General features: G+C 70.1%; 17 protein-coding genes and 1 pseudogene. 14 read left to right on the plus strand and 4 right to left on the minus strand.

Features of this window, described 5'->3' with window-relative positions:
* Window positions 1–29: 29 nt before the first annotated feature.
* From K4L06_RS19105 to K4L06_RS19115, 3 genes are all read right to left on the minus strand, one after another.
* Window positions 30–1,082: a type IV secretion system protein gene (locus K4L06_RS19105; protein WP_255595272.1), complete on the minus strand. Its 1,053-nt coding sequence runs from the start codon at window positions 1,080–1,082 to the stop codon at window positions 30–32.
* A gap of 85 nt (window positions 1,083–1,167) precedes the next feature.
* On the minus strand, window positions 1,168–1,590 hold the full coding sequence (locus K4L06_RS19110; protein ID WP_221672903.1) for a hypothetical protein: 423 nt from the start codon (window positions 1,588–1,590) through the stop codon (window positions 1,168–1,170).
* 411 nt (window positions 1,591–2,001) lie between these two features.
* On the minus strand, window positions 2,002–3,150 hold the full coding sequence (locus K4L06_RS19115; RefSeq protein WP_221672904.1) for a pyridoxal phosphate-dependent aminotransferase: 1,149 nt from the start codon (window positions 3,148–3,150) through the stop codon (window positions 2,002–2,004).
* A 203-nt stretch (window positions 3,151–3,353) separates the two neighbouring features.
* Between K4L06_RS19115 and K4L06_RS19120 the strand changes: the two genes are divergently transcribed.
* From K4L06_RS19120 to K4L06_RS19180, 13 genes and pseudogenes are all read left to right on the plus strand, one after another.
* The gene (locus tag K4L06_RS19120; protein WP_221672905.1) at window positions 3,354–3,827 is read left to right on the plus strand and encodes a DUF3293 domain-containing protein; all 474 of its coding nucleotides are present in this window, start codon (window positions 3,354–3,356) and stop codon (window positions 3,825–3,827) included.
* 89 nt (window positions 3,828–3,916) lie between these two features.
* Window positions 3,917–4,561 (plus strand): heme ABC exporter ATP-binding protein CcmA, encoded by a 645-nt coding sequence (gene ccmA / locus K4L06_RS19125; protein ID WP_221672906.1) that lies wholly within the window; start codon window positions 3,917–3,919, stop codon window positions 4,559–4,561.
* Window positions 4,558–5,316, plus strand: coding sequence for a heme exporter protein CcmB (gene ccmB / locus K4L06_RS19130; protein ID WP_221672907.1), 759 nt, complete (start codon window positions 4,558–4,560; stop codon window positions 5,314–5,316). The genes ccmA and ccmB overlap by 4 nt, the downstream gene beginning before the upstream one ends.
* A gap of 89 nt (window positions 5,317–5,405) precedes the next feature.
* Window positions 5,406–6,164: a heme ABC transporter permease CcmC gene (ccmC, locus tag K4L06_RS19135; RefSeq protein ID WP_221672908.1), complete on the plus strand. Its 759-nt coding sequence runs from the start codon at window positions 5,406–5,408 to the stop codon at window positions 6,162–6,164.
* Window positions 6,164–6,337 (plus strand): heme exporter protein CcmD, encoded by a 174-nt coding sequence (gene ccmD / locus K4L06_RS19140; protein WP_221672909.1) that lies wholly within the window; start codon window positions 6,164–6,166, stop codon window positions 6,335–6,337. Before ccmC ends, ccmD begins: the two co-directional genes overlap by 1 nt.
* Window positions 6,334–6,801 carry a cytochrome c maturation protein CcmE gene (gene ccmE / locus K4L06_RS19145; protein ID WP_221672910.1) on the plus strand — a complete coding sequence of 156 codons (468 nt, stop codon included), beginning with the start codon at window positions 6,334–6,336 and terminating at the stop codon, window positions 6,799–6,801. The genes ccmD and ccmE overlap by 4 nt, the downstream gene beginning before the upstream one ends.
* Before the next feature lie 237 nt (window positions 6,802–7,038).
* Window positions 7,039–8,943: pseudogene (locus tag K4L06_RS19150) on the plus strand (heme lyase CcmF/NrfE family subunit); the annotation flags it as partial.
* Window positions 8,944–9,093: 150 nt separating this feature from the next.
* Window positions 9,094–9,639, plus strand: coding sequence for a DsbE family thiol:disulfide interchange protein (locus K4L06_RS19155; protein ID WP_221672912.1), 546 nt, complete (start codon window positions 9,094–9,096; stop codon window positions 9,637–9,639).
* A gap of 176 nt (window positions 9,640–9,815) precedes the next feature.
* Window positions 9,816–10,265: a cytochrome c-type biogenesis protein gene (locus tag K4L06_RS19160; protein WP_221673698.1), complete on the plus strand. Its 450-nt coding sequence runs from the start codon at window positions 9,816–9,818 to the stop codon at window positions 10,263–10,265.
* A gap of 41 nt (window positions 10,266–10,306) precedes the next feature.
* Window positions 10,307–11,311 (plus strand): tetratricopeptide repeat protein, encoded by a 1,005-nt coding sequence (locus K4L06_RS19165; protein WP_221673699.1) that lies wholly within the window; start codon window positions 10,307–10,309, stop codon window positions 11,309–11,311.
* Window positions 11,312–11,501: 190 nt separating this feature from the next.
* A complete protein-coding gene (locus tag K4L06_RS19170; protein ID WP_221672913.1) occupies window positions 11,502–12,659 on the plus strand; it encodes a homoserine O-acetyltransferase in 1,158 nt (385 codons plus the stop codon).
* A complete protein-coding gene (locus K4L06_RS19175) occupies window positions 12,656–13,252 on the plus strand; it encodes a cysteine dioxygenase family protein (RefSeq protein ID WP_255595277.1) in 597 nt (198 codons plus the stop codon). Before K4L06_RS19170 ends, K4L06_RS19175 begins: the two co-directional genes overlap by 4 nt.
* 151 nt (window positions 13,253–13,403) lie before the next feature.
* Window positions 13,404–13,889, plus strand: a complete 486-nt coding sequence (locus K4L06_RS19180; protein ID WP_255595278.1) for a DUF2214 family protein — start codon at window positions 13,404–13,406, stop codon at window positions 13,887–13,889.
* Window positions 13,890–14,315: 426 nt separating this feature from the next.
* Here K4L06_RS19180 and K4L06_RS19185 read toward each other — a convergent pair whose 3' ends face one another.
* Window positions 14,316–14,729: a hypothetical protein gene (locus K4L06_RS19185; protein WP_221672914.1), complete on the minus strand. Its 414-nt coding sequence runs from the start codon at window positions 14,727–14,729 to the stop codon at window positions 14,316–14,318.
* Window positions 14,730–15,162: 433 nt separating this feature from the next.
* Here K4L06_RS19185 and K4L06_RS19190 point away from each other — a divergent pair, with 433 nt between their 5' ends.
* Entirely contained in the window at window positions 15,163–16,179 is a 1,017-nt protein-coding gene (locus tag K4L06_RS19190; protein WP_221672915.1) for a helix-turn-helix transcriptional regulator, read from the plus strand.
* Window positions 16,180–16,181 lie beyond the last annotated feature (2 nt).

Genomic DNA, 16,181 nt, shown 5'->3' on the forward strand with positions numbered 1-16,181 from the left:
GGCGGCCAGGCGATGTTTACGCAGGCAGTTCATCGGGTGCTGACTCCATTCGCATTGCCAGTCGGTGCAGCTTGGGCGGCCGCCGGCGTCATTGCCGGATTGGCGGCGGGGTTGGTGGGAAGCGGTGCGCCAGGCTGGCCCGGCTGCGGCGGCGCGGCGCCGGGCGGATAGCCCGCCGGCGCGGCGCCGGGCTGCGCGGGAGCGGCGCCGGGCTGGCCGGGCGCGCCAGGCTGCTGCGGATAGCCCTGCGGATACGCCTGCTGCGGGTAGGCCTGCTGCTGCGGCGCCTGCTGCTGCGGCGGGGCGCTGGGATCGTAGTTTTCGGTAGCGATCGGCGGCGAGGCGGCGTAGTCGTTGTCGACGCGGTAGCCGGTGACCTGGAAGCCGAGCGGATTGGCCAAGCGGTTGAGCTCGTCCATCTTCAGGTTCGACTTGTACAGGTACTCGATCGTGGCGATCTTGCTGTCGAGCGGGGTCGAGCCGCCGGAGTCCTTGTTGTAGACGCTGCGCTGGAAGCGCACCGTCGCCACCTTGGCCTTCGAATCGACGTTCTTGTCGCCCTGCAGCTGGATGCTGAGGATCTTGACCCGCAAGGTCTTGGTCTTGCCGTAGATGGTGATCGGGTTGTTCGGGTTGTCGTTCTTGAACAACGTCGAGTAGCCGCTGGTGACCTGCGGGGTGGCCATCGCGAACACCGTGCCCCAGTCCTTCTGGCCGATCTGCGAGTAGTCGTACGACTCGCGGGCCATGATGAACTGGGAAATATTGGCCTTGTTGATCGCCTCGCTGGTGGCGATGGAAGGATTGGTGAAGTCGTTGGCCAGGCGGGCCACGGTCGCGGTGCCGTTATAGGCGTCGGCCAGCACCACGTACGGCACCTTCTCCTTCAGCGGCAGGAAATAGAAGTAACCGCCGGCCAGGATCAGCGACATGACGATCGCGCACCAGGCGACGATCCAGGCGCGGCGCTCGCTCTTGCGGGCGATGTCGGCGACGGTGACTTCGTAGTTGGCCGCCTTGGCGACCGCGTTTTCGATTTGCGGGGTTACGGGCTTTTTTCCGAACATCTGGGCTGCATCCATCACTATGCGATCGTCGCCGGCAAGGCGGAACGGCATCCGAACCGTTCCGCCGCCGGTACCTGGGGCCTAGGGGCCCGTCGCTGGATCAGGGCGTCGGACCGGCCGCCTCGCCGCCGCCGGAGGCCGCAGGCGCGGAAGGCGCCGTACGCACCACGATGCGGTCGCCCTCGCGCGCGATCACCACGCCCTGCGCCGCGTAGGCCGCGTTCAACTGGCCGATCGCGTCCGGCAGGCTGGTGCTGTTGATCGTCGACACGCCCTGGTGCAGGGTGAAATCGGAGTAGTGCTGGTAATCCAGCTGCATGCTCGTGTCCTGGGCCCAGCGGCCGAGCATGGTCTTGAGCGTCCCGTCCATCGGAGAGGGATAGAACACGTAGGACTGGTGCAGCGGAATTTCGCTCGGAGCCTCGGAATACCGGTTGACCGGCTTCCAGCGACCGCCGAAATCCGGCGCGGGCCTTGTGGCGCACCCGGCCAGCGCGGTCGCCAGCAGAATCGCGGTCCACAAACGAGGGCTGGTTGCAGTTGTATGTCTCACGCTTTCCCCGGCTAGGTAATGAGCTGACGCACGAGTTAGTCCGCGGTGGCGCCGGCCGCGCCTGGCCGATCCAGGCGCTGCGACGGCGTCGCCGCGGTCATTGTTGGAGTTGGGTTGTCCGGACAGATGCGGACGGAATTGCGACCGAGAACACATTTTCCGCAGCGACGCGAACGGCGTCGGCCGCGGATGGCCCGGTTCGGAAAATACGGGCTGCGCGCGACGCGCAGCGGATGACGATCGTTCTGTCCATGAACTCCCCCTTGCTAGACGGCCACGCCGTCGTTCGAGCGTCTACCGACACTCGTAAGCGAAGGTTAGACCGAAGTCAAAGCAGTGTGCAAGTGGTCACGTAGATTTTGTGCAATCTAGAGTTGCGACTCAAAGTCGGGCCAGGCGCTCGATCGCCGCATCCAGGGTGGCCGGATTCTTGGCGAAGCACAGCCGCGCCAGGCGCTGTCCGGCCGGCGCGCTTTCGTAGAACGGCGACAGCGGAATCGCCGCGACGCCCTTCTCGATCGTCAGCCAGCGGCAGAACGCGACGTCGTCCAGATCGCTGACCTGCGAGTAGTCGACCAGTTGGAAGTAGCCGCCCGGCACCGGCAACGGCCGCAGCCGCGTGCCCAACAGCTGATCGCGGAAGGCGTCGCGCTTGGCCTGGTAGAAGGCGCCGAGCTGTTCGTAGTGCTCCGGCTCGGCCTGGATCATCTCGGCGAACGCCCATTGCGCCGGGGCGAAGCTGCAGAAGCTGTTGTACTGGTGCACCTTGCGCAGCTCGGCCGACAGCGCCGGCGGCGCGATGCAGTAGCCGATCTTCCAGCCGGTGCAGTGATAGGTCTTGCCGAAGCTGGACACCACGAAGGCGCGCTCGCGCAGTTCGGGGTAGCGCAGCACCGATTCGTGGCGGCGGCCGTCGAACACGATGTGCTCGTAGACCTCGTCGGAGAGCAGATAGATGCCGGTGTCGCGCAGCAGCTCGCTCAGCCGGGCGATGTCGCCTTCGTCGAACATGGCCCCGGAGGGATTGTGCGGCGAGTTGATCATCAGCATGCGGGTCTTGGGCGTGACCGCGGCGCGCACCCGGTCCCAGTCGACCGCGAAGGTCTGCGGGTCCAGCGGCACGTGCACGGCGCGGCCGCCGGCCAGGTCGATCGCCGGCTCGTAGCTGTCGTAGCAGGGATCGAGCACGATCACCTCCTCGCCCGGCCGCACCACCGCCTGCACCGCGTCGAAGATCGCCTCGCTGGCGCCGGAAACCACGGTGATCTCGGCGTCGGCGTCGGGCCGGTGGCCGTAGCAACGCTCGGTCTTCGCCGCGATGGCCTGGCGCAACGCCGGGATGCCGGTCATCGGCGCGTACTGGTTCTTGCCCTCGGCCATCGCCCGTGCGAGCGCGTCGACCAGGCGCGCGGGCACGTCGAAGTCCGGGAAGCCCTGGCCGAGATTGACCGCCTGGTGCTCGAGAGCGAGCTGCGACATCACGGTGAAGATGGTGGTACCGACCTTGGGCAGCTTGGTTTCGGGCGTCATGGGCCTGACTGGGATCGCGCGGGGAAACCGCGAGTGTACGGAATCGGAGTTGCGCGACGTGAGACCGCTGTGGGCGGCAGCGATTCCGCGCGCTCATATCGGTATGCCGCGCCCGCCTTGGACCAGGCCGGCGGAACCGGGCCGGCGCGCGCCGCCCGTCGGCCGGATTTGCGCCGCACGGCACGCCGGCCGACACTGGCTCCATGCGCGAATTGCAGGTCGTCAATGCCGCCGAACTGGCGCTCGCCTATGCCGCCGCCGAGTACGCGGTGGCGCTGGACGGCGACGCCCTGCCGCTGCGGGTCGGGCGCCCGGCGGGCGACCTGGAAGCCTACTGGCCGGCCTCGCGTTACCTGTTCGTCAGCGCCTGGAACCCGGCCTCCGAACCGCACTCGGAAAGCGCCAACCGCGCCGCCGACGAACGCCTGATCGCCCGCCTGGAGGCCGCCGGCATCCCGCGCCATGCCGCCTGGGCCCAGGACTGCGCCGGCGAATGGCGCGAGCCGGGCTGGCTGCTGGCCGATCTCGACGACCTCGCCGCCAACGCCCTGGCGCGCGATTTCGGCCAGGCCGGCGTGCTGGCCTGGAGCCGCGGCGAGCCGGTCCGGCTGCGGATGCTGATCGCCCGCCCGCTCGACGCCGAGGGCTCCGACTACACCGACTGGATCGGCGCCTGAGCCATCCCGGCGCCGCCTCCTGCTGAGCGGGGCGCCGACTCGCATAAACTGCGCGATCCGCGGCCCCGACGGCCGCCCGCTCGCCGCCGATGACGTCCACGCCCGCTTCCGCCCCGCCGCTGCTGCAATCCCGCGCCCTGCGCTTCACGCGCAACGACGAACCCGTGTTCGGCCCGCTGGATTTTTCGGTGGCCGCCGGCGAGGCCTTGCTGGTCCAGGGCGACAACGGCGCCGGCAAGACCACCTTGCTGCGGGTGCTGGCCGGGCTGCTGCGCGCCGACGCCGGCGAGATCGAACTCGACGGCCGCCTGGCCGACGCCGCTCACCGCGCCCGCGCCATCGCCTACCTCGGCCATCTGCCGGGCTTCAAGGCCGACCTCAGCGCGCTGGAGAACCTGCGCTTCCTGTGCGGCCTGCAGGGCCGCCGCCCCGGCCAGTCGCTGGAGCACGCGCTGGCCATCGTCGGCCTGGCCGGCTACGAGGACGCGCCGGCGCGCCAGCTCTCGGCCGGGCAGAAGAAGCGCCTGTCGCTGGCCCGGCTGTGGCTGTCGCCCGCGCCGTTGTGGCTGCTCGACGAACCCTATGCCAACCTCGACCTGGACGGGATCGAACTGGTCAACCGGATGGTCCAGGCGCACCTGGGCGAAGGCGGCGCGGCCCTGGTCACCACCCACGGCGCCTATGCCGCACCGCCGGTGCGGACCCGGATGCTGATCCTGGAGAAGGCCGCATGACCGCCCCGGCTCCACCCGAGCACGTTCCACACGAACACGCTCCACCCCAACACGCTCCGCCCGCGCACGACGGCGCCCTGCCCGGCCTGGCCGGCGCGGCGCGCGCCCTGCTGGCGCGCGATCTGCGCCTGCTTTGGCGGCGCCGCGGCGACGCGGCGCAACCGGCGCTGCTGGCGTTGTTGGTGGTGACCCTGTTCGCCCTGGCCCTGGGCGGCGAGAAGCAGGCCCTGGCGCGGGTCGCCGCGGCGGTGCTGTGGCTGGCGGTGCTGCTGGCCGGCCTGCTGTCGCTGGACACGCTGTTCCGCGGCGACGCCGAGGACGGCTCGCTGGAACAATGGATGCTGGCGCCGGTGCCGCTGGGCTGGCTGGTCGCGGTGCGCACGTTCATGCATTGGGCCACCACCGCCCTGCCGCTGCTGCTGGCGACGCCGCTGCTGGCCCAGTTGCTGTACCTGCCGCCGGAGCAATTACCGGTGCTGATGGCCTCGCTGGCTCTGGGCACGCCCCTGCTGAGCCTGCTCGGCGCGGTGGTCGCGGCGCTGACGGTCGGCATGCGCCGCTCTGGTATTCTCCTGGCCTTGTTGGCGTTGCCGTTGTACGTTCCCGTGCTGGTGTTCGGCGCCGGCAGCGTGGCCGCCTCGGCCCAGGGATTGGACCCGGTCGGCGCCTTGCTGATCCTGGCCGCCGGCCTGGCGGTGGCGCTGCTGCTGGCGCCGCTGGCCGCGGCGGCCGCGATCCGCATCGCGCTGAGCTGATGCCCCGACCCGACCCCGCGCGCCGGCCCGGCCGCCGCGCCCCAACCGTCCGGCCCGCAAGGGCGGGCCCCGGACGTCGAAACCGCTGAATGAATCCCATCGTCCGCTGGTTCCACCAACTCGGTTCGCCGCCTTACTTCGACCGCTTCGCCGCGCGCTGGGCGCCGTGGGCCTACGGCCTGGGCCTGCTGGTCATGGCCTGGGGCCTGTACGGCGCGCTGTTCCAGGTGCCGGCCGACTACCAGCAGAAAGACAGCTTCCGCATTCTCTATATCCACGTGCCCAGCGCCTGGATGAGCATGGCGGTGTTCGCGCTGATGGCGCTGTACGCCGGCATCGCCCTGGTCTGGCGGATCAAGCTGTGCGAGATCCTGGCCATGGCCTGCGCGCCGATCGGCGCCGGCTTCACCGTCATCACCCTGGCCACCGGCTCGATCTGGGGCCGGCCGATGTGGGGCACCTGGTGGGACTGGGACCCGCGCCTGACCAGCGAACTGATCCTGCTGTTCCTGTACCTGGGCGTGATCGGCCTGTACCAGGCCATCGACGATCGCCGCGCCGCCGCGCGCGCCGCCGGCCTGCTGGCGATCGTCGGCGTCGCCCTGCTGCCGGTGATCCGCTACTCGGTGGAATGGTGGAATTCGCTGCACCAGGGCCAGACCATCCGTCTGCTCGGCAAGTCGAGCATGGACCCGAGCATGATGCTGCCGCTGGTGCTGATGCTGATCGGCACCAAGCTGTGGTTCATCGGCGCGTTGCTGACCCGCGCCCGCGCCGACAATCTGCGCCGCGAGCGCGGCAAGGCCTGGGTCGCCGAACTGGCCGGCGCCGGCGAGGAAGCGCGCTGATGGAATACCTGTCCTATATCGTCGCCGCCTATGCGGTCTTCGTCGTCGTGCTGGGCTGGGACTTCGTCGCCGGCCACTGGCAGGTGCGGCGCGAGCTGCGCCAGGCCCGCGCCCGCGCCGCGCGCGTCGCGGCTGCGGCGGCACGGCCTCGCAGCGGAGAACTGAGCCGATGAACCCCACCCGTCGCCGTCGCCTGCTGTGGGTGCTGGGCCTGGTCGCCGCCGCCGGCGTCGCCACCGCCCTGGTCGCCACCGCTCTGCAACGCAACATCGCTTATCTGTACACGCCCAGCGAAGTGCTGCGCGGCGAAGCCGGCGAGACCGCCCGCTTCCGCCTCGGCGGGATGGTCGCCGCCGGGTCGTTCCAGCGCACCCGCGGCTCGCTGGAATCGCAATTCCGCGTCACCGACGGCGACGCCGAACTGGCGGTGCGCTACAGCGGCATCCTGCCGGACCTGTTCCGCGAGAGGCAGGCGGTGGTCGCGACCGGCCGCATGCAGGGCGACATCTTCGTCGCCGAGGAAATCCTGGCCAAGCACGACGAGACCTACATGCCGAAGGAAGTCGCCGACAAGATGGGCAAGGCGCACCAGAAGCACGACGTCGCGGCGCCGGGCGGCAAGGAGACGGCGCGTTGATCCCGGTCGGCGTTGCGGGCAAGAGCAAATCCCCCCTACCCCCCTTTTTCAAAGGGGGGAACAGCGAAAGCATCGGCGTGAACGTGAACGTGGACGTGGACGCACGAATCTGTTCGCACCTACCCGCCAGCCTCCCCCCTTTGAAAAAGGGGGGCCGGGGGGGATTTGCTGTTGCTGTTGCTGTCGCCGCCCCCGCGACGCCCGCCTCACGTCCCACCCCGTCCAGCGAGCCGCGCCATGCTGCCTGAACTCGGCCAGATCGCCCTGATCCTCGCCCTGCTGGTCTCGCTGGTGCAGTCGGTGCTGCCGATGCTCGGCGCCCAGCGCGGCATCGGCCCGTGGATGGCGATCGCGCGCCCGGCCGCCTACGCGCAGTTGCTGTTGGTCGGCCTGGCGTTCGCCATCCTGACCCACGCCTTCGTGGTCCAGGACTTCTCGCTGCGCTACGTCGCCGAGAACAGCAACAGTCTGCTGCCGATGGGCTATCGCTACTCGGCGGTGTGGGGCGCGCACGAGGGTTCGCTGCTGTTGTGGGCGCTGGTGCTGGCGCTGTGGACCGGCGCGGTGGCGCGGTTCTCGCGCGCGCTGCCGGCGCCGGTGATCGCGCGCGTGCTGGCGGTGATGGGCGTGGTCAGCGTCGGCTTCCTGGCCTTCCTGATCTTCACCAGCAATCCCTTCGCCCGCCTGCTGCCGGCGGTGGCCGAAGGCCGCGACCTCAATCCGCTGCTGCAGGACCCGGGCCTGATCATCCACCCGCCGATGCTCTACATCGGCTACGTCGGCTTCGCGGTGCCGTTCGCGTTCGCGATCGCGGCCCTGCTCGACGGCAAGGTCGACGCGCGCTGGCTGCGCTGGACCCGGCCCTGGACCAATATCGCCTGGGCTTTTCTGACCCTGGGCATCGCCCTGGGCTCGTGGTGGGCGTATTACGAACTGGGCTGGGGCGGCTGGTGGTTCTGGGACCCGGTCGAGAACGCCAGCTTCATGCCCTGGCTGGCCGGCGCGGCGCTGCTGCATTCGCAGGCAGTGACCGAAAAGCGCGGCAGCTTCCGCGGCTGGACCCTGCTGCTGGCGATCGCCGCGTTCTCGCTGTCCCTGCTCGGCACCTTCCTGGTCCGCTCCGGCGTGCTGACCAGCGTGCACGCCTTCGCCGCCGATCCCTCGCGCGGCCTGTTCGTGCTGGTGTTCCTCGGCCTGGTGATCGGCGGCTCGCTGCTGCTGTACGCGCTGCGCGCGCCCTCGGCCACGGACGACCCCGGCAAGCCGTTCGAGCCGGCGTCGCGCGAGACCCTGCTGCTGATCAACAACCTGTTGCTCGCCACCGCCTGCGCGATGGTCTTGCTGGGCACTTTGTACCCGCTGCTGGCCGATGCGCTGGAGCTGGGCAAGATCTCGGTCGGTCCGCCGTACTTCGCGCTGATGTTCGTGCTGCTGATGACGCCGCTGGTGCTGCTGCTGCCGTTCGGGCCGCTGTTCCGCTGGCAGCGCGAACAGCCGGCACGACCGCTGGCGATGCTGGTGCCCTGGCTGGGCCTGGCCCTGGGCGCGGCGATCGGCGCGTTCTTCCTCGCTCCGCAGGGGCCGTGGAAGGTCGCCGCCGGCGTCGGCGGCGCGGTCTGGGTCGGCGCCGGCACCCTGCGCTTCGTCTGGACCCGCCTGCGCGGCGACGGCACGCGCTATACCGCGGAAATGCTCGGCATGACCCTGGCCCACCTCGGCGTCGCCGTGTTCCTGGTCGGCGCGCTGCTGGTCGAGGGCCTGAGCGTGCAGCGCGAAGTCGCGCTGGCGCCGGGCCAGAGCGTCGACCTGGGCCGCTACGCGTTCCGCTTCGACCGGGTCGCGCACCGGGTCGGGCCGAACTACGAGGCCGACTACGGCACCGTCACCGTGTTCGACCGCGGCCGCGAGCTGACCGTGCTGCATCCGGAGAAGCGCGCCTACGCCAGCGGCGGCCAGGTCATGACCGAGGCCGCGATCGAGCGCGGCCTGAGCCGCGACCTGTACGTCGCCCTGGGCGAGTCGCTGGGCGACGGCGCCTGGGCGCTGCGCGTGCACGTCAAGCCGTTCGTGCGCTGGGTCTGGGCCGGCGCCTTGCTGATGATGCTGGGCGGCTTCGTCGCCGCCGCCGACCGCCGTTTCCGGCCTGCGCTGGCGCAAGCGAAGCAGCCGGCCCGCGCCGAGTCGGCCGCTTTGGCCATGGCCGACGGCCCGCAAGGGTTTTTCGAACACGAGCGTCACCGCCGCAACGACGACAGGCCGAACGCGGACGCGGCGGACGATGGAGATTGACCGATGAACAAGAGCCGCTGGCTGCCGCTGGCCGTCTTCGCCGCCCTCGCCGTGCTGCTCGCCGCGGGCGTGTGGCTGAGCCGCAACCCCAACCGCGAGGCCCTGCCTTCGCCGCTGATCGGCAAGCCGGCGCCGGCGTTTTCGTTGCCGGTGCTGCACGAAGCCGGGCGCCTGCTGTCGTCCGAGGAACTGCGCGGCGCGCCTTACCTGCTCAACGTCTGGGGCAGCTGGTGCCCGGCCTGCCGCGACGAGCATCCGGTGCTGACCCGTTTCGCCGAAACCAAGCGCGTGCGCGTGCTCGGTTTCAACTGGAAGGACGAACACGCCGACGCGCTGCGCTGGCTGGAGCAGTACGGCAATCCGTACTGGGTCGTGGTCACCGACTACGACGGCAAGTCGGCGATCGACTGGGGCATCTACGGCGCGCCGGAGACCTTCCTGGTCGACGCGCGCGGCATCGTGCGCTGGAAGTACGTCGGCCCGTTGAACGACAAGGTCATCGCCGAGCAGCTGCTGCCGATGCTGGACGAGGTCGAGAAGACGCGATGAAGGCGGCTACGGCGATCGAGAGCAAATCCCCCCTGCCCCCCCTTTTTCAAAGGGGGGAATCCGATGGGAGAGAACGACGCTGCCGGCCGGCGCATCGCCACGCTGTTCCCCCCTTTGAAAAAGGGGGGCAGGGGGGATTTGCTGTTGCTGTTGCCTTCTCCCACTCGCGCCGACTCCTGGCGACCATCGCCCTCGCTCTCGGCCTCGCGCTGAGCGCCCCGCTGCTCGCCCAGCCCGCCAACGACCCGGCGCCGCTGAGCTTCCACAGCGACGCCGAAGAACGCCGCTTCCACGCCCTGGTCGCCGAGCTGCGCTGCGTGATGTGCCAGAACCAGTCGCTGGCCGATTCCAATGCGCAGATCGCCCACGACCTGCGCCGCGAGGTGCTGGACCTGATGCGCCAAGGCCAGGACGACGCCCAGATCAAGCAGTTCCTGGTCGCGCGCTACGGCGAGTTCGTGCTGTACCGGCCGCAGGTCGAATCCAAGACCTGGCTGCTGTGGTTCGGTCCGGCGCTGGTGCTGCTGGCCGGCGGCTTCGCGGTCGTGCGCCTGGCGCGCGGCCGCCGCGCTCCGGGCGACCGTGCGCCCGCCGACGCACGCAGCGATGAGGAACAGGAATGGTGAGCGCGGGAATGGTGAGCGCAGTGGCCATGGGCAGCGCGTCGATGTCGATGTTCGTCGCCGCCGCGGCGCTGTTGGTGGTGCTCGGCCTGGGCGTCACCCTGTATCCGCTGTGGCGCGCGCGGCCGCTGCTCGGCGCCGGCCTCGGCCTGGCGCTGGGCCTGGCGACGCTGGCGATCTACCTGGCGATCGGCACTCCGCGCGCGCTGGACGCGCAGCAGAGCAAGGCGCCGCAGAACCTGGCCGACGCCATCGTCCAGCTCGAAGCCGAACTGCAACGCGATCCGCGCCAGATCGAAGGCTGGCGCCTGCTCGGCAGCGCCTACACCGCCGAAGGCCAGAGCGCCAAGGCGCGCGACGCCTACGCGCGCGCGGTCGCGCTGGCGCCGGACAATCCCGATCTGCTCGCCGAAGCCGCCGAAGCGCGCGCCCTGGCGACCCGCGACCGGCGCTTCGACGAGCAAGCGGTGAGCATGCTGCAGCACGCGCTCAAGCAGCAGCCGATGCATCAGCGCGCGCGCTGGTTCCTCGGCATCGCCCATCGCCAGGCCGAACGCCCGGCCGAAGCGGCGCAAACCTGGGAGCCGTTGCTCGGCGTGGTCGACGCCGGCACCGCCGCCAGCCTGCTGGAGCAGATCAACGGCGCGCGCCAGGAAGCCGGCCTGGAACCGCTGCCGGCGCCAGTCGCGGCTGCGGCCAACGCAGGGTTGAAGATCAAGGTCGAACTGGCGCCGACCCTGGCCGCGCGCGTGCCGGCCGGCGCCAGCGTGTTCGTGATCGCGCGCCAGGCCGACGGCCGGCCGATGCCGGTCGCGGTGGAAAAGCTGGCCGCCACCCGGTTCCCGGTGCAGGTCGTGCTCGACGACGGCGACAGCCCGATGCCGACCGCCAAGCTGTCCCAGCTCGAGCAGGTGCAGGTGCTGGCGCGGATCTCCGCCACCGGCAACGCCATGCCGCAGGCTGGCGACCTGGCTTCGCCGCCGGTCGTGGTCAAGGTGCGCGGCAACGCCGACGAGATCGTGTTGCGCATCGACCGCACCGTCGAGTGAAACCGATGGCACGACGCCGGACGCAGCGCCAGTGCTGCGCCGGGCACAGAATCGCGCCGGCGCGCAGCGCGTCCGGCGACGATGGTTTACCCTGCTTCGCGGGCCGGAGCGCGCACTCGAGCGCGCACTCGCCGACGCCCGCCGACGCCCTCCAAGGACACCGGCTCCGCCGGCCAGACGAGTTACAGGCATGACCGAATTCATTCCCCCCGGCACCCGTCATATCGACCTGCCCTCGCCGTTCGCGATGAAGCGCGGCGGCGCCCTGCACGGCGCGCGCATCGCTTATGAGACCTGGGGCGAACTCAATGCCGAGCGCGACAACGCGATCCTGATCGTGACCGGCCTGTCGCCCGACGCCCACGCCGCAGCCAACGCCGCCAACCCGGAACCGGGCTGGTGGGAAGCGATGCTCGGCCCGGGCAAGCCGATCGACAGCGCGCACTGGTTCGTGATCTGCGTGAACTCGCTCGGCAGCTGCAAGGGTTCGACCGGCCCGGCCTCGATCGAAGCCGCCACCGGCGACACCTACCGCCTGCGTTTTCCCGAGTTGTCGGTGGAGGACGGCGCCGACGCCGCCGCGCACGTGGTGCGCGCGCTCGGCGTCGAGCGGCTGGCCTGCGTGATCGGCAACTCGATGGGCGGGATGACCGCGCTGGCCCTGCTGATCCGCCATCCCGGCCTGGCCCGCGCCCACATCAACATCTCCGGCGCCGCGCGCGCGTTGCCGTTCTCGATCGCGATCCGGTCGCTGCAGCGCGAAGCGATCCGGCTGGATCCGCAATGGAACCAGGGCCGCTACGACGACGCCCACTACCCCGAGTCCGGCATGCGCATGGCGCGCAAGCTCGGCGTCATCACCTACCGTTCGGCGCTGGAGTGGGACGGCCGCTTCGGCCGGGTGCGGCTGGATTCCGACCGGGTAGAGGAAGAGCCCTTCGGCCTGGAATTCGAGGTCGAGAGCTACCTGGAAGGCCATGCGCGCCGCTTCGTGCGCCGCTTCGACCCCAATTGCTACCTCTACCTAAGCCGCTCGATGGACTGGTTCGACCTGGGCGACTACTGCGACAGCGACGGCCTCGACAACGATGAACGGGTGCGCCGCGGCCTGGCCGCGATCCGGATCGAAAAGGCCCTGGCGATCGGCGTTCACACCGACATCCTGTTCCCGCTGCAGCAGCAGCAGGAAATCGCCGACGGCCTGCGCGCCGGCGGCGCCGACGCGCGCTTCCTGCCGCTGGAGTCGCCGCAGGGCCACGATGCCTTCCTGGTCGACATCGGCCGATTCGGACCGGCGGTCGGCGGATTTCTCGCCGAGCTGCGGACCGGCGTAGAATCGCCGGCATGAACGCCACCGACGCCCTGCCCGACCTCGACTTCCCCGGCCACGACAAGCTGGTCGCCGCGATCGACGCCGCCGTCGCCGCCGGCGACGAGCACGCAGTCACCGCCGCCTTGCGCAACACCTTGTGCAAGATGATCCGCGACCGCGACGTGCACCTGCCCGAATGCGTGTTCGACCCGATCGACGACCACTACGCGCGGCGCGAGATCTACCGGAGCCGCGAGCTGGGCTACAGCGTGGTCGCGATGACCTGGGGCCCCGGCCAGGGCACGCCGATGCACGACCACAGCGGCCTGTGGTGCGTGGAAGGCGTCTGGGACGGCGAGCTGGAAATCACTCAGTACGAACTGCTCGAGCGCAACGGCGAGAACTTCCGTTTCCGCGCCGCCGGCGGCATGCACGCCGGCCCCGGCAGCGCCGGCAGCCTGATCCCGCCGCACGAGTACCACACCATCCGCAACGCCAGCAACGACTCGGTCGCCGTGTCGCTGCACATCTACAAGGCACCGATGGAGTGCTGTTCGATGTTCGTGCCGCGCGAGGGCGAATGGTTCCGTCGCGTCGATCGCGCCCTGGCCACCGACGAAGCGGCCTGAGCGCAGGTAGCCGCGGCTTCGATCGCCCCGCTTCCAACGATCCACCGCGGTTCCCGGATTTTCCGCGCGCAGCGCGCGCGCACCGCAGCTCCGTTTTCGACCGCCCAGGCGGCGCGATCGCGTAACGGCCGGTTCGCCGGCCGCAGGCGCGATGGCGGCCCGCCTCAGCCACGAAGGCCCCGCCATGCTCAACGACCTGCTGCTCGCCGCCGCCCATCACCTGCTGGTGTTCGCCCTGGTCGCGATGCTGGTCGCCGAATCGATGCTGTTGCGCGGCCCGATCGACGCATCCACCCTGCAGCGCCTGGCCAAGCTCGACGGCGGCTACGGCGGCTGCGCCGGACTGTTGCTGGCGATCGGCCTGGGCCGGTTGTGGTTCGGGGTCAAAGGCCTCGACTTCTACCTGCACAACCCCTGGTTCCACGCCAAGCTCGGCGCCTTCGTCCTGGTCGGCCTGCTCTCGATCCTGCCGACCGTGCGCTTCCTGCGCTGGCGCAAGGCCCTGGCCGCCGACCCGGCCTTCCTGCCCGACGCCGCCGACGTGGCCCGGATGCGCGCCATCGTGCGCTTCGAACTGGTCCTGCTCGGCGCGGTGTTCGTGCTCGCCGCGGCGATGGCGCGCTACGGCGGCTTCTGAGCCGCCCCGCCGCGGCAGCGCTTCCTGTAGGAGCGGCGTAAGCCGCGACCAACCGCAGCGACGTTCGCAAGCGCACCAGCCGAAGACCGGATGGCCGGCGCCTATTCGCGCGTCGGACCGTGCAGCCCCGCCTTTTTGAGGCGCCGCTGCCGTACACCGCTTCGGTGGTCGCGGCTCATGACCGAAGGAAATCCCCGTGGGACGCCGCTCCTACAAAAGAGCGCGCCATAGCGACGCCGCCTGCCTGTAGGAGCGGCGTAAGCCGCGACAACCGCAGCGACGTTCGCAAGCGCATCACCCGAAGACCGGATAACCGGCGCCTATTCGCGCGTCGAACCGTGCGGATCCCCGCGTTGTGAAGCATCGCTGCCGTACACCGCTTCGGCTGTCGCGGCTCACGCCGCTCCTACACAAGCCGCACTCCCCTCAATCTCCCGGCTGGGATGCCGCGCCGGCCCGCATCCGCGGGCGCTCATCGCGCAAGGCCACCGGCCACCGCGGGCTCACGCCGCGCAGGTAACGGCCCAGGCGATAACTGTCGAAACGGCAGAAATCCGCGCCGCGATGAAGGAAATTCCAGCCCCGACGCAGATCGAAGCGCAGGTCGTAGACGCAGCCTCCGGGCGGCGCTTGCAGGCGCAGCGTCTGCTCGTCGCCGGCTCCCAAACCGCGCACGGGCAGCGCGATCTTGCGCCATTCCTCGCTGCCCGTCGGCGCGATCCACACCTCGCGCACGCTCTGCGCGGTGTCGTTGAGCAAGGACACGGTCAGGGATTCGGCCCTGGCGTTCGACGCCGCCAGGATCAGGAACGAACAGCACGACAACCACAGCGCACGCATGGCGACCTCCGGTGCGAAACAGACGGATAAGCGACGAATGCGATCGGCCGTGACCGACCGGATCGCTCTTCGCCCGCAGCATCGAGCCGGCCTTCGCCCGGCGACAGCCCCATTACGACGAAGCCGGCCGCCCAGGGCGCGAACCCAGGCGGCGCGCGGCGAAACCATCGCGCTCGCGTCGGCTGCCGCCGCCTCGGGCGAGGCCCCGCATCGCCGCCCGTCCCGCCCGAACCGAGCGGAAAGACCGGGGCGCGCGGCCAAATCGCCGGTTTCGCCTCAACGTGTATGATTGCGCGCGCTCGTCCGGCCGCGATGCCGCGACCGGATCGGCACGGGCCCGAAATGCTCTACCGCCGTTCGCCGCAAACGCGCTCGCCCTCTCGCCCCGCAGGTCGCTCCCGGGCGAAAGACCGATCGTTTCGATGGATCGATCATGCTGAGCCAACACTTCCTGTTCTTCTTCTCCATGCTCGGCGCCTTCAACGGCCTCGTCGCGGCTTCGTTCCTGTGGTGGCGGGCCAAGGGCGCCCCCACCCAGCGCTGGCTGTCGCTGCTGATCCTGGCGGTGAGCATGCGGGCGGGAAAATCCGTGGCCTTCTATTTCTGGCCGGACATCCCGCGGATCGTGCTGCAGATCGGCCTGACCGCCTGCTTCATGATCGGGCCGTGCCTGTTCTTCCTGCTGCGCTCCAGCCAGGGCGATACCCCCGGCCCCGGACGGGCGGACCGCTGGCACATCGCCGGCCTGCTGACCCTCGCCGCCGCGGTCAACCTGTTCCTGCCCTACGACAGCCACGTCGAGCTGTGGCGGCAACTCGTCACCCCGGGGATCATCTACTCGTGGCTGGGCTATCTCCTGCTCGCCACCGCGCAGTTGTACCTGCACCGCGCGCGGCTCTCGGGCACGCCGGCCGGCCCGCTGTTGCTGGGCACCGTGGCGGCCATCTGGGTCATCTGGATCGCCTACTACACCTCCGGCTACACCTCCTACATCGTCGGCGCGCTGTCCTTCACCTTCGTCCTGGCGTTCAGCGTGCTGGTCTATCTGCGCCTGCGGTCAGGCCAGGCCCCGATCGAGCCCTACCAGGACCGTCGCATCCCCGAGCCCGAGGCGGCCGTGCAACTGCAGTCCCTGGCCGAGTTGATGGCGCGCGAGCGCCTGCACCTGGACCCCGGACTGACCCTGCCCCGTCTCGCGCGCCGTCTCGGCCTGCCCCAGACCCGGCTGTCGCAGTTGTTGAACGACAACAACCAGACCTCGTTCAAGCAGTACCTGGCGCAACTGCGCGTGACCCAGGCCAAGGCGCTGCTGCGGCAGACGCCGCCCAAGCCGCTCGACGTCGTGGCGACCGAAGCGGGCTTCCAGTCGATGTCGACCTTCCACAGCACCTTCAAAAAGCTGGCCGGGATCACGCCCGCCGCGTTCCGGAGCGCCGCCAGCGACTCCTGAAA

Source organism: Lysobacter sp. BMK333-48F3 (assembly GCF_019733395.1).
In the GTDB taxonomy this organism is placed as follows: domain Bacteria; phylum Pseudomonadota; class Gammaproteobacteria; order Xanthomonadales; family Xanthomonadaceae; genus Lysobacter.